Here is a 20,928-nt window from a genome sequence, read left to right as displayed (position 1 = left end):
GATTTATAGAGAGCGGTGGAAAGTTCAACCGCTCTGCAAGCTTCACCGCTGCGTAATCGGCAGATAGAGCCGGTGTTCTGCATCCATACCTTCTTCCATCGCCATACAGGCCTCCACGTCCTGGACGCCGGCGACAGTCACGCAGCGGTGAGAGGTGCGCACCAGCACCGAGCCTTGTGCGCTCCAGCGATTGCCGCGGATGTCCGTTCCATAGGCTGTTACGACGTTGCGTGTGCGTTGGGTGATCGTCATCGAGCACTTGTACACCCAGCTCTCGCCCGGATCAAGGACGGCGTTGCCGTTGTCGCCGATCGGGTGGCCGAGCGTGCACGTCGGTTGATTGTCGATGACCTCGATGTTGGCCAACGGCGTGTCGCCCACGTTCTTGACGCGGATGGTAAAGTTCACCACCTCGCCCGGCGGCACGACGGTTTTGTTGGCCTTCTTTGTCACGCTGAGGCCGGGGCGGATCAGGTCGATGAAGACGCTGTCCTCCGCCCGCAGCGTCCTGCCACGCGGATCGCGCGCCGTCACCTTGCCGACGTTCGTGACGTCCCTGCACACGCCGGGCATGATGCAGGCGGCGCCGAGCTCTTCGGCGTAGCCGCTGGGCGTGACGTTTTCACCCTGGCAGAAGGTGACGCTGCAGGTGTAGACCCACTCCTCGCCTGGATCGAGCCTGCCGTTGCCGTTGTCGCCGACCGGCCTGGAGAGCCTGCATTCCGGCATGCTGTCGGTGACTCTCACCTGGCTGAGCGGGGTGTTGCCCCAGTTGCGCACGCGCAGGGTGAAGCGAACCGTCTCGCCTGGGTAGATCACCGTTTTATCCGCTTCCTTGACCAACTCCAGGGCCGGTCGAATCACCTCCACGGCGGCGCTGTCTTCGTCCGTCCAGAGGTTGCCCAGCGGATCGCGGCCGGAGGCGCGCGCCACATTGGTCACGCTGGCGTTCGGCGCCATCGAGCACGCATAGCTCCACACTTCGGCCGGGTCGAGGACGCCGTCGCCGTCATCCCCGGTCGGCCCGGAAAGGACGCATTGCGGCAGCGAATCCTCCACCGTCACGTCGGTCAACGCTACGTCGCCTGTGTTTTTCACGTTGACGGTGAAGTTGACGACTTCGCCCGGCGCAATTTCGCTTTTGTCCACATGCTTCGTGACTTCGATGCCGGGATGGATCAGGTCGACAAAGACGGAGGCGCTGTCGCTCACCTGCCGGCCGGCGCCGTCCCTGGCGGTGACGTGCGCTTCGTTGGTCACGTCGCCGCACAACGGCGGAGGCGTCGGGTCTTCAGGGCAGAGATGCCCTTTCGCCACATGACCGGCGATGCTCAGGGTGTGGGTGCCGCCCAGCCGCTGCCAGTTGGAGACGCCGGTGGCGCTGATGTACTTGCGCAGCACGCCTTCCTGCGTCACGACGAAGACGCTGCGCTGCCCTGGGTCGAAGCGTCCGAGATTGCGGAACGAGTTCGCCACGCGGTAGAAGTCATAGCCGATGTAAGCCGCCATCGAAGAGCGATTGACGACGGTCAGCTCGAACCACTGGTTTCGTGGGCTCCAACAGCTGCCGAAGGAGGGTTCCTTTAACATCGGCGCTTTGCAGGCCGGCGCAACCTCATCGATCGCCGTCTCTAGATTCCAGCTCATCATTTCATCGCCCGCCATCGCCGCACCCAGGGGAATGCCGCTGGCGGCGGCGTGCGTCTCTCCTGGACAGACGGTGAGGACGCATGTGTACGTCCACTCTTCGCCGACGGCCAGCCGTCCATCGCCGTCATCGCCTGTCGGGCCGCTGAGCGCGCATTGCGGCAGGGAATCCGTCACCTGGACGTCCATCAGCGGCGTGTTGCCGACGTTGCGCACCTTGATGGTGAAATTCACCGTGTCGCCGGGATAGATGAACTCGCGATCGGCGAGCTTGACGATCTCAATGTCCGGAGCGCGCACCGCCACCTTGACGCGATCTTCTGCACGCCAGGGGGAGCCGAGCACGTCGTAACCCGTAGCTGCGGCGACGTTGACCGTGTCTGCTGTGATTGCCACGGCGCACGCATATGTCCAGACCTCGTCAGGAGCCAGCACGCCGTCGCCGTCGTCGCCCTCAGGCCCGGACAACGTGCATCCCTCCAGGCCGTCCTCCACGACCACGTTGAAGAGCGGCGCGTCGCCCGTGTTGCGCACGACGATCTGGTAGTGCACCGTTTCGCCGGGATCGACCAGCATGGGATCGGCGCTTTTGGTCAGCGCGATGCGGGGTGCAATGACGTCCACCGTGACGCTGTCGCTGGCCCAAACCGTTTCTCCCCACGGCGCTTCGGCCAGGGCGGTCGCCACGTTGGTGGTGTCTTGCGAGAGGACGTTTGTGCAGAGGAATCGCCACTGCTCGCCGACATCCAGTAGATTATTCTGATCGAGATCGCCGACGTTGAAGGCGCCGTTCAGCGCCGGCGTCACCGTGCATCGGCCATCCTCGACGCGCACGTTCTGGAGTGGGACCTGCCCGGCGTTGCTGACCAGGAACGTGTAGGTGACGACCTCGTTGGCATAGATGATCTCGGCGCTGGCCTGTTTCTCCAGCCCAATGGCGGGTCGGCCAGGCGCATTGACGAAGGTGCAGGTGATGTCCTCGTTGGGGTCCAGGTCAATAGACGCGCTCCCTGCGATCGGATCGACGCTGGTTCCGCCGTCCGGGTCGTTGCAGACGATTGACGCCACATGCCAGAGTGGTTTTACGCTCTCGAAGACGTTGTAGACGCCCGGAGCCACATTCTCGAAGACCTGCTGTCCTCCTGCGGCGGGCAAGGTGAAGGCGCCCAACCCGCTGTTAAACTCCCATGGCGAATCCGCCGCGCCGTTGACCTGCTTCACGATGGTGATGCGACCTGCATTGGCGACGTTGGCGAAGGTGCAGACCACCGTCTCGCCGGGATCGAGATCGATCGTCGCCGCGCCGCTCGCCAGATCGACAGTGGTTCCTGCGTCCGGATCGTTGCAGCTCAGGGCCGCCAACCCCCAGTTCGGGACGGCGGGCTCGGCGACGATGTAAGCGCCGGGCGTCAGCTGCGTGAACTCGCGCTGCCCGCCACCCGCCGGCAGGGTGAAGTCGCCCAACTGCGCGCTGGTGAAGAGCCAGTCGGCGACGGCGGGGCCATTCACCTGCTTGACGATGCGGATGGCGCCGCGTCGGATGTTGGTGAAGGTGCAGACGATGTCGTCTCCTACATTGACGGTCACCTCGCCTGTGGGGGCAGGCGTCCACGTGGCGCCGCTGTTGCGGTTGGTGCAGCTCAACGTGCGCACGTAATCATCCAGGTCCGTCTGCGTTCCACCGCCCTCGCCGACGGTGTGCACGCCGGCGGTCACCGTCTGTCTGCCGGTCGTGCCGCCGTTCTGCACGTCGGCCGCCAAGACGACTGAATCGATGGCCAGGTTGAAGAAGCCGCTGTCGTTGGCGGGAATCACCACCTTGCGCACTTCAAGCTGACCGGTGGCCGGCGCTGCGGAGGCGTTGCCGAGCAGCACCGGTTCATTACAGGTCGGGCCTGCGATGGCGGCGACGGCGCCGAGCGGTGAATTCGCTCCGATGACGACGCCGGCCGAAGCGGCGCCGGTGGGATAGGGTTGCAGCAGCGCCAACGTGAAGCTCGCTCCCTGGATCGGGTTGACGCCGCCGGGCGTCTGCCATTGGACGCCGCGCAGGCCGGTCACCGGGTCTTGGACGAGGCTCCATCCCGGCGTGGTGGCGTTTGCATCGATCTGAGCGGCGTCGATGCAGGCAGGCAACGCCAGCGTCCACGCCTGCACGTTCTGGCTGTTGAAGTATTGGTAGACGTTGTACGTCCAGCGCAGCTCATCGGCGCTTTTCTCCAGGAATTCGACGCCGTAAAAATCGTTTGTCGTCGGATATAGCTCGGCATAGAGCGGCGCTTGGGTGACGGAGAAGGGCTTGCAAGCGACGGCGCCGCCCGGATCGGTGTTGAGCCAACCCGGCTGGAGCGTCTCGCACAGCAGGAAGTCGCCCGCCTGGTTTGGGGCCAGCGTGGCGCGGCCGTTGGGATCGGTCACCTGGCAAAAGCCGACCGTCTCCCCCTCGCTGTTGCGGACGCACAGCTCCCAGCCGTAGAGGCCAGGCTCGCCGGGGTCGCGCTGTCCGTTGCCGTTGAGATCGTGGTACTTGAGGGCGTGCACCGTCGCCGTGTCGGGCGCAAGCACATCGACGCGCGCGACGTCGACGTCGGTGTATTCATTGCCGTCATACGTTGCGACCACTGTAGCCACGTTGTCAAAGTCCTGTTGCACGCCGTAGGCTGTGCACAGGTAGGTCTCCACCGCGCCGCTCTTCAGGCCGGTGAGCGTGCGCTCGCAGTCCGGCGTCAAGGGGTCGAGCACCAGCGCCGCATCGAAACCGATGTTGCCCGTGTTGGTGACGGTGATGGTGAAGTCGGCGATGTCGTCGATCGGCACCGTTTGGTAGTCCGGTGATTTTTCGATGGCGATCGACGGCTCCGGTGTGACGAACTCGGCGAAGATGCAGGCGTCGTTGCGCATCAGCTCGCCGGTGATGAAATAGTCCACGATGTCCGGCGAGTATTGGCAAGCGTCCATCGTGCCCGGGACAAAGCCGACGATGTTCAGCGTGTAGGTCACGCCGTCGATGACGATGGTTTGGGGCGGCGTGTTGTTGAAAAAGTCAACGCGATCGTCGCACAGATCTTCATTGGTGGAGCCGTAGGGACAAAAGCCATCGTTGAGCGTTTCATCGAGGCGCATCGTGTAGGAAAATTGTGCGCTGAAAGGTGGATTGGCGCTTTCGATAGTGATCGTGAGATCGACGAGCTGCATCGGCGTCAACGGCGTGACGATATTGGCGTTATAGTGGGTGAACTGCCCTAACAAGAAGGGAACGCCGGGTGTAAAGGGCGCGCTGTTGGCGCCGTCAAAGCCGAAGCCGCTGCGGAAAATCAGCTCCCCGCAGTCCGGGGCGCCGAGCGGCTGTCCGTAGCGCACCACGTTTTCGTTCGTTGGATCTTGCGGTGAATTGTTGATATGTTGACAGGTGACGGGAGTTTCTCCCAGATCATTGCGTGGGTTGCTCCACACTCCGTCCACGTTTCCATCGGGATCGCTCTGCGCCCATGCGGTGGCGGGAGGAGGAATGAAAAGCCAACCAATCGCCAGGATGGCTGCGGCGAGCGCCACGCCAACGGCCTGGCCGCGCCGATTTTTCCAAGAATTTATGTTCATACTTCTTCCTCCCTGGAGGGATGATTCAAAATGGCCTTGTCTCTGCGAAAAAATCTTCTACGCTGCGCCACTGCCATCTTATGACTTCTTTGCTGAATCCATCATCGGGCAATTGTTTCAAGCCCTGTTCGAGCGGATGACGGCTTTTCCAGTCGTTTCCGTCGCCATTGTGCTAGAATGAATCAAACTTTCGATCCGCATCAGGGAGGAACGAGGCACCTATGGCGCATGTCGTAGTCACCGGCGCGGCCGGGTTTGTAGGCTCTCATCTTTGCGAACGCTTGCTGGCCGAAGGCGACACCGTGGTCGGCGTCGACGCGTTTATCCCGTACTATCCGCGCGCTGTGAAAGAACGCAATTTGGCGGGTTTGCTTAAGACGCCCGGCTTTACTTTTTATGAAGCCGATCTGCGCAGTGCGGGGCTCGAGCCGCTTCTGGAAGGCGCAGACATCGTTTTTCACACAGCGGCCATGGCCGGCCTCCTGAAGAGCTGGCGACAGTTCAACGAATACATGACCTGCAACGTGCTGGCGACGCAGCGTCTGTTGGAGGCGGCGGTGAACGTCGGCGTGCGCCATTTTCTTCACTGCTCCACTTCCTCGGTGTATGGCCGTTTCGCCACCGGCGACGAAAATGCGCCGCTGGCGCCCGTCTCGCCCTATGGCGTCACCAAGCTGGCGGCGGAGCATCTCTGCCGCGCCTACGGCGAGAAAGACGGCCTGCGCTTCACGATCCTGCGCCTCTTTTCCGTCTACGGCCCGCGTCAACGGCCGGACATGGGATACCACATCTTTATTCGCAAGCTGCTGGCCGGCGAAACCATCGTCGTCGACGGCGACGGAACCGACAGCCGCAGCAACACTTACATCGCCGACTGCATCGAGGGCCTGCTTTTGGCCGCGCGCCAGCCGGAAAAGAGCGCCGGGGAGACCTTCAACATCGGCGGCGGCGAGGAGGTGAATGTGTTGCAAGTGTTGGCCATGTTGGAGGAGCTGTCCGGACGCAAAGCGCGCATCGAACATGGCCCGCCGCGACCGGGCGACCAACGGCGCACGGCGGCCGACATCACGAAAGCGCGCACATTGCTCGGCTACAACCCCAAAACGCGCATCATAGATGGATTGGCGGCGCAGCTGGCCTGGCAGCGCGAACAACTCTCGATGCTATAAAATAAAGAGTCAACCCTTCTCTGCGCTTTGCCATTCATCGGAGGAAAACACGGATGACGCAACAGGATGAGCGCACGAGCTTATGGAGCCTTCTCGGCGACCTGCCTCCGCGCGACCGCCCGATTGCCGCTCGCCTTGTCTGGCGTCGCGATGGCGGCGCCTATTGGCTGGAGCGCCTGACGCTCGATCTGAACGGCCAGGAGCCGGTCCCCGCCTACTTCGCCCACCCGAAAGGGGACGGGCCTTTCCCCGCCGTGCTCTACAATCATGCGCACGGCGGCGAATATGAGATCGGCAAAGAAGAGCTGGTGGCAGGCCGCGCCGCCCTGCAAAAACCACCCTACGTCGAGGCGTTGACGAGGCAAGGCTACGCCGTTTTGTGCATCGACCACTGGCTCTTTGGCGAACGCCGCGGCCGCAGCGAAAGCGAGCTCTTTAAGCTGATGCTTTGGCGCGGGCAGGTGCTGTGGGGCATGATGGTCTACGATAGCATCCGCGCCCTCGACTATCTCTGTGCGCGGCCTGAGGTGGACGCCGGCCGCATCGCCACGCTCGGCCTTTCCATGGGCAGCACGATGGCGTGGTGGGTGGCGGCGCTCGACGAGCGCATCAAAGTCTGCGTCGATCTCTGTTGCCTGACCGACTTCGACGCGTTGATTGAAAGCCGCGGCCTGGACGGGCACGGCATCTATTACTATGTGCCTTCCTTGCTCAAGCACTTTACGACCGCACAGATCAATGCGTTGATCGCCCCGCGTCCACATCTGGCGCTGGCGGGAGACCTCGACCCTCTCACCCCGCGCGCCGGCCTCGATCGCATCGACGCCGAGTTGCGACGCGCCTATGCCGAAGCCGGCGCACCCAAAGCCTGGTCGATGGTGCGCTATCCCATTGGACATTACGAGACGGCGGAGATGCGCGCCGAAGTGCTTGCGTTTTTGAGCCAATGGCTGTAGCTGCGACGCAATCGGAATCCGCTCTGAACATCAAACGACCATGATGGATGAGCGTTTGGAAAAGATTGTTGTCGCAACATTTCTGAAAGCGGCGGCTCCATCGCTCCGTTTCGCCACAAAACCAATTTCACAATAGAGTAAAGGAGGGCATATGCGCCTCGGTTTGATGGTGGGCTATTCCGGCTCGACGATTGCGCTGCCGATGGAGATGATCAAGGAGGCCGACCGCCTTGGCTATTACGCGGTTTGGACAGCCGAGGCCTACGGTTCAGACGCTGTGACGCCGCTGGCGTGGATCGGCGCGCAGACGCAGCGCATCAAACTGGGCACCGCCATCATGCAGATGCCGGCGCGCACGCCCGCCATGACCGCCATGACCGCCATGACGCTCGACCAACTCTCCGGCGGGCGCATGTTGCTGGGGTTGGGGCTTTCCGGGCCGCAGGTGGTGGAGGGCTGGCATGGCGTCCCCTACGGCAAGCCGCTGGGACGAACTCGAGAGTACGTCAGCATCCTCCGCGCCATTTTCGCCCGCGAGGCTCCGCTTGTCCATGAGGGCGAGCATTATCAGATTCCCTACCGCGGCCCCGACGCCACCGGCCTCGGCAAGCCGCTCAAAAGCATCCTGCATGGCCGTCGCGACCTGCCGATCTATCTGGCGGCGATTGGACCCAAAAACGTCGAGCTGGCCGCCGAAATCGCCGACGGTTGGCTGCCGATCTTCTTTTCACCGGCGCACTACGCCGCCACCTACGCGGCTCAGGTCGAAGCAGGCTTTGCCAAAGCCGGCGCCGTCAAGAACCTGGACAATTTCGACATCGCCCCCTCCGTCCCTGTTGCGCTCGGCGAGGATGTAGATGCATGCCGCGCCAGCGTCAAACCTTTTCTGGCGCTTTACATCGGCGGCATGGGTGCGCGCGGCAAAAACTTTTATCACGATCTCGCCTGCCGCTATGGCTTTGAGGAAGCCGCCGACCGCATCCAGGAGCTTTATCTGAGCGGGCAGAAAGATGCGGCGGCGCAGGCTGTCCCCGACGCACTGGTGGACGCCGTCGCCCTGTGCGGCCCCAAAGCGCGCATCGCCGAAAAGCTGGAGCTGTGGCGAGAAAGCCCGATCACGACGCTCAACATCACCACGTTCGACCCAGCCGCGGTGCGCGTCCTGGCCGAACTGGTGTTGGAAAAGGAAGCCGGTCGCCCCGAGCGTGCGTTTTCGCTTCCCCCTGCTGCAGAAAAACCGCCCACCGCGCGGACGCCCGCCGCCATTTTTGAGCGCATGGCGCAGCGCATTGCAACCAATCCCGATCTGGCGGCGAAAATCGGCGCCTGCTTTCTCTTTCGTCTGAGCGGCGCACAGGGAGGAAGCTGGGTCGTTGACATGCGGGAGGCGGGAGAGGTGCGACCCGGCGAGGTCGAAACGCCCGATTGCACGCTCTCCCTCAGCGACGACGATTTTGTCGCGCTCGCCGCCGGCGAACTCAACCCAATGGCGGCGTTCTCTAGCGGGAAACTCAAGATTCAAGGCAACCCCATGTTGGCGATGAGGTTGCAAAGTTTGTTTTGAAAAGAAAATCTCCAGCCTCTATCTCCTGCGTCTATGCGGAAGATAGAGACTGGAGCTCGATCATTGCTGATGCGCCCACTTCACGAAGGCCCACATGGCGACGCCGTAGGCCACGAAGTGCATGACGATCAGCACGAACACACCGGCTGCCGTCGGCGTCCCCACCGGCAGAGCGGACGGATTCACCAGCAGCATCAAATTCGGGATCAGACTCAGAACCAACGCAACGCTGGCTACAATCGTCCACACCCGCACCGGATCGGCGGCCTTTGCATTGATCAGCGCGTAAACTCCTGTGGCGATCGCCAGGAAAAGCGCTGTAAACAGGATCGTCGGCGCAGGCGAGGCCAACGGCTGAAAATCAGCCGGCGGCTGTGCGAGCATCTTGCCGATCCAATAGACAATCAGGTTGGCGATCACCGACCCGACGATGGCGACGCCCCCCGCCTGCATGAGGCGCGACGTCGACAGTTTCGCAGAGGGTTGACTCGTCATCACGTTGGCCATACGTCCTCCTCCTTAAACTCTTTCCCCAGAAAGCCTTTCTGTAAAGACGAGAATGCTGAAGCGAAAGGTCAGTCCTGACGCTTAGCCCTGGCTTGCGTCAGGAGTGTGCGCAGCGCAGCCCGCACCTGCTCCATGGGCGACGTTGACTGCTGGGTGCGGCTGAGGATCACGGCGCCCTCAATGCTGGCGACGATGGTGGTCGCCAATGCCTGCGCTTGTTGCAGCGGATAACCGGCCTGAGTCAGTTTCTGCGCAAATGCATCGATCAACCCTTTATAAGCGTCGGCGCAAGTGGTGCGCAGCCGTGCGCTGCTGGCCGACGTCTCCAGCGCCACCGCCGCCAACGGTGCGCCGCCGCAATGCTCGCTGACGCTGAAGAATTCGATCAGCCTCTCCACGACTCGATCGACTGCTTCGACGGCGTCTTCAATCTCGCTCAGAATCGTTGCAGTGAAGCTGCGCATCCGATCGCCTTGCTCTGCGATCGCCGCCGCCACCAACGCTTCTTTTCCTTCTGGGAAGTAGTAATACAGTGAGCCGCGCGGCGCACCGCTCTCGCGAACGATCTGGTTCAGGCCGGTGCCGTGATAGCCTTGCCGCTCCAACAGACGCGAAGTCGTCTCCACGAGCTGCTGTCGCGTCCTATTGCTCATGCTTCAATTATACCGAACGGTCTATATATTTTTTTGTAATAAAAATTCCAATGCTTTTCCGGAAACCAACCCTTCAAGCACAACGTTGCATGGAGGTGTGTTTGCAATTCTTTTTTGCGCGTACACAAAAAGTGGGCTATTGTTCACAAAAAATTCAACCTGAACGATCAAACACAAACCTTTCGGAAGCACGCATGAAACGCCTGATGCGCGGGATGCCCTGGTTCACGCCGGCGAGCACGCAACAAATTCCTCCTCCTGAATTGAGACGTCGTTTTCACCATCTGTACTGGGACATCGCCTGGTTTGGCCTCGTGGCGGGCACCACCCTGGCTTTCCTCAACGTCTATGCCGCACGCATCGGCGCCAATGCTTTTCAGATCGGCATGTTGACGGCCGGGCCGGCGTTGGTGAACTTGATCTTCACCCTGCCCGCCGGACGCTGGCTGCAAGAGCGTCCGATGGGGAAATCTGTCCTTTGGACGGCGGTGGCGACGCGCGGGATGTATCTGATCTATGCGTTGTTGCCGCTGCTTTTGCCGCGTTCGGTGCAGGTGGATGTGCTGATTTGGAGCACGCTGCTGTTCACCATCCCCGGCGTGGCGCTGGTGATCGGCTTTAACGCGCTCTTTGCAGCGGCCGTGCCTTTAGAGTGGCGCGGCTATGTGGTGGGGCGTCGCAACGCCCTGCTCGCCGTCGTCTACGTGATCACCTCGTTGGCGGCGGGCTACATTTTGCAGGTCACGTCGCTGGAGGTGGGCTACACCCTCGTCTTCGGCATCGGTTTTATCGGCGCGGCGATGAGCACCTATCATCTCGCACAGCTGCGCGATGTGAGTGAGCGACCTGGCGACGCCCCTGCGCGCATTCGCCAGATCATCGGCGACGCGGCGCAGCCTGGGGGCGTGCGCGCCGGCCAGGGCGTGGGTCAACGCGTGAGCGTGGCCCCGCGCATCTTCGCCCGTGGTCGCGACCTATTGCGCGCGGACGTCATCCAGGGACATTACGGCTGGGTGCTGCTGGCGCTGTTCAGCTTCCATCTGGCTCAATTTATGCCGGTGGCGCTCTTTCCGCTGCGCTGGGTCGAAGAGCTGGGCTTCAGCGACATGGAGATCGCGATCGGCACGGCGGTTTTCCATGGCAGCGTGCTGGTGACCTCGCTGCAGCTAGACCGTCTGACGCGTCGCTATGGCAATCACCTGCTCACCGTGGTCGGCGTGGCGCTGCTGAGCACCTATCCGCTCTTCACGGCTTTCATGCCGAACCTTTTCTTTTACGCCGTCACGTCGTTGATCGGTGGTCTGGCGTGGGGGCTGGCGGGCGGAGCGCTGCCAAACTACCTGCTCGAAAAAGTGCCGCCGGACGACCGCCCCGCCTATCTGGCCTGGTACAATCTGGCGCTCAACGCTGCGGTCTTTTTAGGCGCGCTGCTTGGCCCGCTGACAGCCGACTGGCTGAACTTGCAGATGGCGCTCGTGCTGGCGTTTGTCCTCCGCTTTGGCAGCGCTGTTTTCATCTGGGCGGTTGACCGGCGCCCCATGACTTCAAATGTGCAGGCGTAGCGATTCAGTCCCGGACAGGTTTCTGCGACGGTCGCGACCTCTGGTACCATTGAACTGGCGTCATTGAGAACTGGCGCCGGGAAAGTCGCAGGATTGAACGCTTCGGCGAAAGAAGTCATCTCGCAACCAGATCGGACCTTATGAACGCCGTCACACCGACCGCCAATCTCTTGATCTTGCTCGCCGTCTTGCTGCCTCCTAGCGCGCTCGATGTTTTGGGCGAAGTAGTCGAAGAGCGCACCTATCTGACGCCATACGGCGAGGCGGGGCCGATTGCGTTGCGCAGATGCAGCGAAGCGCAATCGGTGTGGGTGCAGCCCTACACCGGTCTGCCGACGCGCACCGACCCGCGCGCCACGCTCTTTGCGGCGCGCCAGCTCGGCGTCCAGCGCATCTTGAACTGGGACATGGGCATTGCCATCAATCCGGTGTTGCAGCGTGGGCAGCCGGTGCTCGTCGAGGACTACATCGGTTACACCAGCCATCAGGCGGACACCTTTTTCGCCGATGCGCACACCGGTTTGGACATCAACTACGGCGGCGTGCGCGCACCTTTCTGTCCGGAAATGAACGCAGCCATCCGCCAACTGCTCCCGGGCTTGCCGGAGGCGGTGGCGATCGGCGTCGATTTTTTGCGTCGCGAGACGCGCGCCGAGGCGCGCATGTTTCGCAGTTGGGGCGCGGATGTGCTCACGTATAACCTGGCCCCCGAGGTCTCGCTGGCGCAGGAGATGCGCATCTGCTATGCAGGGCTGGTCACGATCAGCGGCTACGCGGCCGACCGCGCGCAGCCGGAGCCGATGGGTGAAGTGCGCGCCAGCCTCAACACGACGCTTCAGCTGCTGCCCGCCTTTGTCGAGATGGTCGGCCGCGAACGGCGCTGTCCGTGCGGTGCGTGAGCTTCTTCTACAACCGGTCGGAGGGTTACAGGAAATTAATCGGCTTTGCGGCTAAAATGGACTTATACGCGCAAATGACATTGAAAATCGAAGAACATGAGTGAATTGCCTTTGTTTAGTCCCATCAAATCAATTGAGATAACCTTCAAGCCAGACGCCGAAATCGTTCTCTTCTCTGGCGACGTAGGCGAATTTGTCACACAAATTCCAGACAATTCTATTGCGCTGATTGTGACCTCGCCGCCCTACAATTTGGGCAAAGAATATGAGGATCGCGTCTCGATTGAAAAATATCTAAAAACACAAGCACAATTGATTGCCCAGCTTCATCGAATTCTACGGAATGATGGGAGCCTTTGTTGGCAGGTGGGCAATTTTGTTGAAAATGGAGAAATTTATCCACTCGATATTTTGTATTATCCAATATTCAAAGAGCTCGGCATGAAATTGCGCAACCGAATTATCTGGAAATTCGGGCACGGGTTGCATGCATCCAAACGATTTTCAGGTCGTTACGAGACGATTTTATGGTTTACGAAGTCTGATCGCTACATCTTCAATCTTGATGCAGTCCGAGTGCCAGCAAAGTATCCAGGCAAACGTCATTTTAAGGGTCCTAACAAAGGGAAACCTTCTGGCAATCCTCTTGGGAAAAACCCTTCTGATGTATGGGAAATTCTGGTTCAAGATTGGGAAGAACTGGTGTGGGATATACCTAATGTGAAATCTAATCATCCAGAGAAAACAATTCATCCTTGTCAATTTCCAATCGAACTTGTTGAGCGCTGTGTATTAGCATTGACCAATGAAGGAGATTGGGTGTTTGATCCATACATGGGGGTTGGCTCCTCTCTTATTGCGGCTATTATGCATGGCAGGCGAGCTATGGGATGCGAAAAAGAAGCAGAATATGTAGCGATAGCCCGCCAGCGCCTTTTTGACTATTTTAATGGCGTCCTTCGATATCGTCCTATAGGGAAGCCGGTTTATCAACCGACTGGAAATGAGAAAGTTTCTCAGATTCCAGAAGAGTGGAAAAATTCTGCTCAGGCGCGGCTCCTAGACAAACCTGGTGAATACACATGATCGTTGCAGGGATATATTCGTTTAATCATGGCAAAGACGTGATTGCATCGCATTATTCGGGAGAGTTGCGAGAGGTTGAACAAATTATTGCTGCTGTTGACAGCGAGCGTTATAAAACAAAAATCAGCCAGGAAAAGACAATGCCCGGCCGTGCCTTATACAGTCCGCGAGCCTTGAATAAAGCATTCACAAAAGAGTTTGAGCGGCAAGGCTGGAAAAAATACAAAGTGCAGTGCAACTATTCCTCCGAATATTATTTGCCGGGATTTACCCCCAATAGAGCAACAAAAGGCGCCTTCCGTGAAATAGATTTCGTCAAAAATCGTGTAGGCGTTGAAGTGCAATTCGGGAAATATGCGTTCATGGTTTACAACGTCTGCGCAAAGATGACCATCTTTCATAAGTTAGGCGTGATTGACGTGGGGATCGAAATTGTGCCCATTAAGCTTTTTGCAGAAGAGATGTCTACAGGGGTTTCATATTTCGAGCAATTTGTCTGGGATCTAGAGCATCGTGGCGTTGCAGACATTGATATTCCTGTGCTCGTGCTTGGAGTGACAGCGTAAATGATTCGGACCTTTCGAGTGTGTTTTCGCAGGGTTGCATTTGGCAGTGTTGCGTCATGGATGTTTCGTCATCCCCGATGCGACCATGCAACCTGGGATGATGTTTATTCAGCAATGTGAACTTATAGAAGAGCAATGACCCACACCATCATTCACGGCTTTGAATTGACTCGGGATGAAACCATCGTCGAACTGAAGACGCGCGCGCGCCTCTATCGACACGTCAAAACCGGCGCGCAGGTGCTTTCGCTTGAAAACGACGACGAGAACAAGGTCTTCGGCGTCAGCTTTCGCACACCGCCGGCAGATTCGACGGGCGTCGCCCACATTTTGGAGCATTCCGTGCTGGGCGGTTCGCAGAAGTACCCGCTCAAAGAGCCCTTTGTGCAGTTGCTCAAAGGCTCTTTGCACACCTTCCTGAACGCCTTCACCTCGCCCGACAAGACCACCTATCCGGTGGCCAGCACCAACCTGAAGGACTTCTACAACCTCATCGAAGTCTATCTGGACGCCGTCTTTCACCCGCTGCTGACGCCCCATCACCTGGACCAGGAGGGCTGGCATTATGAGTTGGAAGACCCTGATGCGCCGCTGACCTATCGCGGGGTGGTCTTCAACGAGATGAAAGGCGTCTACTCTTCGCCCGATGCGATCCTGGGCCGCGCCGCCATGCAAGGGCTGTTCCCGGAGAACAGCTACGGCCATGACTACGGCGGCGATCCGCGGGTGATCCCGCAGTTAACCTATGAGCAGTTCGTCGCCTTTCATCGCCGCTACTATCACCCCTCCAATGCGCTCTTCTTTTTCTACGGCGACGACGACCCGCTGCGGCGCCTGGAAATTCTCGACGCCGTGTTGCGCGAATTTGAGCCGGCGCCGCCGGCGGACATCCCGCCGGTGCATCCGCCGTTTGCGCAGCCGCGCAAAATGACCGTCCCCTTCGGCGTCGACGGCGAAAGCGGTCTATCGCGCAAGAGCATGGTCAACGTGAGCTGGGCGCTGCCGGAGATCGCCGACCCTTCGCTGCGCATGGCGCTGAGCGTGCTCTCTTACGCCGTCATCGGCGCGCCGGCCTCTCCCCTGCGCAAGGCGCTGGTCGACTCCGGCCTGGGCGAAGATGTGATGGGCGGCGCCAGCGGCTCCATCCGTCAGCCCATCTTCAGCGTCGTGATGAAGGGCATCGCCGGCGCCGACGCTGAAAAAGTCGAGCGACTGATTCTAGAGACGCTGGAGAAGCTCTCCAGCGAAGGCATCGACCCGGAGATGGTCGAGGCGGCCATCAACTCCATCGAGTTCAGCCTGCGCGAGAACAACACCGGCTCCTACCCACGCGGCCTCAGCCTCTTTATGCGCGCGTTGCAAAACTGGAACTACGGGCGCGACCCGTTGGAGCTGCTGCGCTATGAGACGCCGCTGGCCGTCGTCAAACGCCGCATCGCCGCCGATCCGGATTTTCTGGGGCGGCTGATCCGCATCTACCTGCTCGACAACCCGCACCGCCTCACCGTGCTCGCCGAACCGGACCCGACCTACAATCAACGGCTCGCCGAAGAGGAGCGGCGGAAACTCGACGCAGCCAAAGCCGCCATGACGCCGGAAGCGCTTCAGCGCATTGTCGAAAACACGCGTGCACTGAAGGAGCGCCAACAACGCCCCGACGCACCCGAGGAGCTGGCGAAATTGCCGACGCTCAAGCTCAGCGACCTCGAGCGCACCAACAAGCCGATCCCGCTTGCGGTCAGCGAGCTGGCGGACGGAGGCGCATTGCTTTATCATGACCTTTTTACAAACGGCATTCTCTACCTCAACCTGGGTTTCGACCTCAGCCGCGTTCCCCAGGAGCTGTTGCCCTACGCGCCTTTCCTGGGGCGGGCGCTGCTGGAAATGGGCACCGAGCGCGAGGATTACGTCAAATTCTCTCAGCGCATCGATCGAAAAACGGGCGGCGTCTGGTGGTCCGACTATGTTTCGGAGATACGCGGCCAGGAAAAGCCGGCGGCGCGCTTTTTCGTCTCCGCCAAGGCGACCGTCGCACAGGTTCCCGACCTGCTTGACATTCTGCGCGAGATGCTGCTCACTGTGCGGCTGGATGACCGCGAGCGTTTTCGCCAGATTGCGCTGAAGACCAAGGCGCGCTGGGAAGCCAGCCTGATTCCTTCCGGCCACGCCTATGTGCGCAGCCGTCTGCAGGCCGGGCTGACCACCGCCGGCTGGGCCGATGAACAGTTGGACGGCATCGAGGGGCTTTTCTTCGTGCGCAAGCTGGTGGAGCAGGTGGAGCAGGACTGGCCCTCGGTGCTGGAAAAGTTGGAGGCGGTGCGCCGCGCCTTGCTTGGGCGTCAAAACCTTGTCGTCAACGTCACGCTCGACGCCGACAACTGGACGACCGTGCAGCCGCAATTGCTCGCCTTTGTCCAGGAACTGCCGAAGGCGACGCAGACTGGGGCGGAGTGGCGGGCGCCCCTCGCAAACAATGACGAAGGGCTGGCGATCCCGGCGCAGGTGAACTACGTCGGCAAGGGGGGCAGCCTCTATGCGCTCGGCTACACCTATCACGGCTCGATCCACGTCATCAATAATTTCATCCGCACGGAGTGGCTGTGGAACAAAGTGCGCGCCGAGGGCGGCGCATACGGCGCGTTCGTCAGCTTCGGCAAGCAGTCGGGCGTCTACAGCTTCCTCTCCTATCGAGATCCCAACCTGGAAAGAACGCTCGCCATCTATGACCAGACGGCCGAAATGCTGCGCACGGTTGAACTGAACGAAGATGAACTCACCAAGAACATCATCGGCGCTATCGGCGACGTCGACGCCTATCAGCTTCCCGACGCCAAAGGCTTCACCTCGATGGCGCGCTGGCTGATCGGTGAAACCGACGAAATGCGCCAGCAGATGCGCGAGGAAATTCTGGCCACGACCGTGGCGGATTTTCGCAGACTGGGCGAGGCACTGGCGGAGCTGAACCGCCGGGCGCGCGTGGTGGTGATGGGGTCTCCTGACGCTCTCAACAACCTCAACAGCGATGGGCGCCGTCTGAGGATGACAAAAGTGATGTAAGTCTCACCCAGGAGCTTATCCGGCTGCGTCTATGGCGTCTCTCTCGACCTCCTTCGCACTCCAGTTGATGCGCGCAGGGGCCAGTGCAGCCAACCTGACCTGGCCTCTGAACGGCCGCATCTTTCGCGAACGGCTCGAAATCGACCCCAACTGCTCGCTCTGGGCGAGCAAAACGCCGGGGTATCGCCCACGCCCTGCGCTGAAAGGCGCCATCCACGCCGATCTCGCCATCATCGGCGGCGGCTTCACCGGCGTCAGCGCCGCCTATTATGTCAGCAAACGTTTTCCGAACCGGCGCGTTGTGTTGCTGGAAGCGGCTGCGCTGGCGAACGGCGCCAGCGGTCGCAACGGCGGCATGATGCTGAATTGGGTGAACGGCTTCGAAGACGCGCCGCCGGAGCTGGCGGCGCGCATCTACCGGACGACAAGCGCAGGCATCGAAGCCCTGTGCAGGCTGATCGAAGAGCATCATCTATCGGTGGATTATCGCCGCGATGGCACGGTCGCCATCTACACCTCTCCGGCGCGCGCCGAGGCCGCGCACGCCGAAGTCGAGGCTCAGAACGCCCTCGGCATTCCTACGCGTTTCCTGAATTCGTCTGAACTGCGCGCCTATCTTCGCATCGAGCACGGCTGTGGCGCCGTGCTCGACCCGGGCACAGGGCAAATTAACGGCGCGCAGCTGGTGCGCGGGTTGGGGCCGGTGCTGGAGGCGCGGGGCGTCCAAATCTATGAGGGGACGCCGGTCATCCGAATCGAAGAGGGCCGGCGCATCACACTGACGACGCTAGAGGGTTCGGTGCGCGCCGACGCCATCGTACTGGCGACGAATGGATATACGGGGGCGCTCGGCTATTTTCGCGATGCGCTTTTCCCGCTGCATTCGCATGTGTTCGCCACGGCGGCGCTTCCTGTCGACGCGCGCGAGCAGTTGGGATGGCGCGGACTGGCGGGCTTCTCCGACGATCTGGATCGCATCTCTTACGCCTCTATGACGTGCGACGGCCATCTGGTCTTCGGCGGCGGTGGGAATCACGCATACAGCTACCTGTTCAACAACCGCACCGTCTTCCCTGGCGGCGCAGCCGCTGCGCGTCGCGCCCACGCTGCAATGGAGCGCACGCTGCAGCGCTACTTTCCATCCACCCAAACGCTTCCGATTACGCATCGGTGGGTTGGAACGCTGGGCGTCACCTTCGACCGTCGCCCGCTGATCGGCGTGCGCGGAGAACATCGCAACGTCTACTACGCGCTGGGCTACTCCGGCCATGGCGTCACGCTGGCCAACCTGGCGGGCGAGATTCTGTGCGATCTGTACAGCGGAGATGACAGCCGCTGGCGAGAGCTTCCCTTCGTGCAGCGCAGCTATCCCCGCATCCCGCCGGAGCCATTTCGGTGGATCGGGTATCACATTTTCACGCGTTTGACAGGGAAATCTCCGCGCGTCTGATTCGACGTCTCATGGGAGGCGCCATATCGACCATCGGCATTTGCCGAAAGCCTTCCGTCGACCTTTGCCGGATTCACCGCCCCAGAGATCGACGGCGCGCAGCGCCGGCCTCCGCCTCCCCCATCCGATCCAGCAATTTGTCTCGCCTTTCCTGGATCAAGAGGCGCACGGACAAAGCCGTGCGCCTCCTTCCTGACGAGTAAAATTTTTAGAAAACGGCTGCTCTACCCGATATCGTCAAAAAACTCCATCTCTTCTGTGCTCCACTTCTCCGGTGAGCGCCACAATCCAGACAGCAAGAGTTCCCGGATGAACATCATCTCTTTCGGCAAGCGGTCATACAGTTTGAAGAACAGATCGTCGTGGGAAGCGATCTCCTTCACCCACTCATCGCGGTCGATGGACATGATGGCGTCGAAATCCTGCCGCGTGAAGTGTTCAAGGCCGCGCCAGTCGATGTGCTCGTAGCGGGGCACCCAGCCGAGCGGACACTCGACGCCCAGGCTTTTGCCGCGCACGCGCTCGACGATCCATTTCAGGACGCGCATGTTTTCGCCGAAGCCCGGCCACAGGAAGTTGCCCTCTGCATCACGGCGGAACCAGTTGACATTGAAGATGCGCGGCGGGTTCGGAATGTGGCGACCGAAGTCAAGCCAGTGATTGATGTAAGCGCCCATGTGATAGCCGGCGAACGGCAGCATGGCGAAGGGATCGCGGCGCACCTCGCCGACCTTGCCGAACGCCGCTGCGGTCATCTCCGAGCCCATGGTGGCGGCGCTGTAGACGCCGAACGCCCAGTTGAAGGATTGATAGATCAGGGGCACGACGCTGCTGCGACGGCCGCCGAAAATAAAGGCCGAGATCGGCACGCCTTGGGGGTCGTCGTAGGCGGGATCGACCGAAGGACACTGGCTGATCGGCGCCGTGAAACGCGCATTGGGATGCGCCGCCTTGCGTCCGCACTCCGGCGTCCAATCCTGCCCCTGCCAGTCGATCAGGTGGGCAGGCGGCTCCTTCGTCATCCCCTCCCACCAGACGTCGCCGTCGTCGGTCAAGGCAACGTTGGTGAAGATGGTGTTGGCGCGGATCGTCTCCATGGCGTTGGGGTTGCTCTCGTAATTGGTGCCCGGCGCCACGCCGAAGAAACCCGCCTCCGGATTGATGGCGTAAATCTTGCCGTCGTGGTTGGGCTTGATCCAGGCGATGTCGTCGCCCACCGTCGTCACTTCCCAGCCCTCCTCGCGGAACGGCTTCGGAGGAATGAGCATGGCGAAGTTGGTCTTGCCGCATGCGCTGGGAAATGCGGCGGCGACGTAGGTCTTCTCCCCTTCAGGGCTCTTCACGCCCAAGATCAACATATGTTCGGCCAGCCATCCCTGCTCGCGCGCCAGCACTGAAGCGATGCGCAAGGCGAAGCACTTTTTGCCGAGCAGTGCGTTGCCGCCATAGCCGGAGCCGTAGCTCCAGATGGTGCGCTCCTCCGGGAAATGCACAATATATTTCTGCTGCGGGTCGGGGTTGCAAGGCCAAGGCACGTCTGGCTGGCCCGGCTCCAGTGGCATGCCGACGGAGTGGAGACAATGGACGAATTCACCGTCGCCGAGCGCCTCGAGCACGGGCTTTCCCATGCGCGTCATGATGCGCATATTCACCACCACGTAGGGCGAGTCGGTCAGTTGCACGCCGATATGAGAGATGGGGGAGCCGATCGGCCCCATGCTGAACGGAATCACGTACATCGTGCGGCCGCGCATCGAGCCATCGAATTTTGGGCGCAACTCCTCCTTCATCTTGCGAGGATGCATCCAGTTGTTGGTGGGGCCGGCTTCCTTGCGGCTCAACGAGCAGATAAACGTGCGATCCTCAACGCGCGCCACATCGCTGGGATGAGAGCGAGCCAGAAAACTATTGGGGCGCTTCTCCGGGTTAAGGCGAATGAAGGTGCCTTTCTGCACCATCAACTCACAGAGCGCATCATACTCCTCCTGAGAGCCATCGCACCAGTGAACGCCGTCGGGCTTGCACAGCTCGACCATCTCCTCGACCCACTTGCGCAACGCCTGATTTTTCACATACTCCGGAATGGCAAGGTTCATGTGTCTGCTCCCCTGTTGGTTGTGTACTGAAGACGATCTTTCTTCACCGGGCCAGCCTCTGTTTGCTCGACGTCTATACTATATCGAGCCAAAACTAGGTGTACAAGTGACACTTATCC

At 60.6% G+C, this 20,928-nt stretch carries 13 protein-coding genes; 9 read left to right on the top strand and 4 right to left on the bottom strand.

Annotated elements, in window-relative coordinates; translation table 11 throughout:
- Positions 1 to 42: 42 nt before the first annotated feature.
- Positions 43 to 5,244, bottom strand: coding sequence for a choice-of-anchor K domain-containing protein (locus Q0367_RS03540; protein ID WP_298980999.1), 5,202 nt, complete (start codon positions 5,242 to 5,244; stop codon positions 43 to 45).
- 221 nt (positions 5,245 to 5,465) lie between these two features.
- Here Q0367_RS03540 and Q0367_RS03535 point away from each other — a divergent pair, with 221 nt between their 5' ends.
- From Q0367_RS03535 to Q0367_RS03525, 3 genes are all read left to right on the top strand, one after another.
- On the top strand, positions 5,466 to 6,413 hold the full coding sequence (locus Q0367_RS03535; protein ID WP_298980997.1) for an NAD(P)-dependent oxidoreductase: 948 nt from the start codon (positions 5,466 to 5,468) through the stop codon (positions 6,411 to 6,413).
- Positions 6,414 to 6,466: 53 nt separating this feature from the next.
- Complete coding sequence (locus Q0367_RS03530) at positions 6,467 to 7,369, top strand: dienelactone hydrolase family protein (protein ID WP_297631150.1); 903 nt, start codon at positions 6,467 to 6,469, stop codon at positions 7,367 to 7,369.
- A 151-nt stretch (positions 7,370 to 7,520) separates the two neighbouring features.
- Positions 7,521 to 8,933, top strand: coding sequence for an LLM class F420-dependent oxidoreductase (locus Q0367_RS03525; protein WP_298980996.1), 1,413 nt, complete (start codon positions 7,521 to 7,523; stop codon positions 8,931 to 8,933).
- 60 nt (positions 8,934 to 8,993) lie between these two features.
- Here Q0367_RS03525 and Q0367_RS03520 read toward each other — a convergent pair whose 3' ends face one another.
- The gene (locus Q0367_RS03520) at positions 8,994 to 9,440 is read right to left on the bottom strand and encodes a DUF6069 family protein (RefSeq protein WP_297631156.1); all 447 of its coding nucleotides are present in this window, start codon (positions 9,438 to 9,440) and stop codon (positions 8,994 to 8,996) included.
- Between the two features lie 68 nt (positions 9,441 to 9,508).
- A complete protein-coding gene (locus Q0367_RS03515) occupies positions 9,509 to 10,093 on the bottom strand; it encodes a TetR/AcrR family transcriptional regulator (protein WP_297631159.1) in 585 nt (194 codons plus the stop codon).
- A 194-nt stretch (positions 10,094 to 10,287) separates the two neighbouring features.
- On the opposite strand from Q0367_RS03515, the gene Q0367_RS03510 reads away from it, so the two are divergent.
- The 6 genes from Q0367_RS03510 to Q0367_RS03485 all read left to right on the top strand — a co-directional run bounded on the left by Q0367_RS03510 (position 10,288) and on the right by Q0367_RS03485 (position 18,713).
- Positions 10,288 to 11,655 (top strand): MFS transporter, encoded by a 1,368-nt coding sequence (locus tag Q0367_RS03510; RefSeq protein WP_297631162.1) that lies wholly within the window; start codon positions 10,288 to 10,290, stop codon positions 11,653 to 11,655.
- Between the two features lie 140 nt (positions 11,656 to 11,795).
- Positions 11,796 to 12,554 carry a hypothetical protein gene (locus tag Q0367_RS03505; protein WP_297631165.1) on the top strand — a complete coding sequence of 253 codons (759 nt, stop codon included), beginning with the start codon at positions 11,796 to 11,798 and terminating at the stop codon, positions 12,552 to 12,554.
- Positions 12,555 to 12,650: 96 nt separating this feature from the next.
- Positions 12,651 to 13,640, top strand: a complete 990-nt coding sequence (locus Q0367_RS03500) for a site-specific DNA-methyltransferase (RefSeq protein WP_298980993.1) — start codon at positions 12,651 to 12,653, stop codon at positions 13,638 to 13,640.
- Positions 13,637 to 14,206: a BglII/BstYI family type II restriction endonuclease gene (locus Q0367_RS03495; protein WP_298980991.1), complete on the top strand. Its 570-nt coding sequence runs from the start codon at positions 13,637 to 13,639 to the stop codon at positions 14,204 to 14,206. The genes Q0367_RS03500 and Q0367_RS03495 overlap by 4 nt, the downstream gene beginning before the upstream one ends.
- 135 nt (positions 14,207 to 14,341) lie before the next feature.
- Complete coding sequence (locus tag Q0367_RS03490; RefSeq protein WP_297631182.1) at positions 14,342 to 17,263, top strand: insulinase family protein; 2,922 nt, start codon at positions 14,342 to 14,344, stop codon at positions 17,261 to 17,263.
- Positions 17,264 to 17,294: 31 nt separating this feature from the next.
- The gene (locus Q0367_RS03485; protein WP_298980988.1) at positions 17,295 to 18,713 is read left to right on the top strand and encodes an FAD-binding oxidoreductase; all 1,419 of its coding nucleotides are present in this window, start codon (positions 17,295 to 17,297) and stop codon (positions 18,711 to 18,713) included.
- 224 nt (positions 18,714 to 18,937) lie between these two features.
- Here the strand turns inward: Q0367_RS03485 and Q0367_RS03480 are convergent, their stop codons facing one another.
- Complete coding sequence (locus Q0367_RS03480; RefSeq protein ID WP_298980987.1) at positions 18,938 to 20,809, bottom strand: phosphoenolpyruvate carboxykinase (GTP); 1,872 nt, start codon at positions 20,807 to 20,809, stop codon at positions 18,938 to 18,940.
- Positions 20,810 to 20,928 lie beyond the last annotated feature (119 nt).

It is taken from the genome of uncultured Caldilinea sp., assembly GCF_937128415.1.
Classification (GTDB): domain Bacteria; phylum Chloroflexota; class Anaerolineae; order Caldilineales; family Caldilineaceae; genus Caldilinea.
Note: the sequence above shows the minus strand (reverse complement) of the source record. Positions and strands in the feature narration are given on the sequence as shown.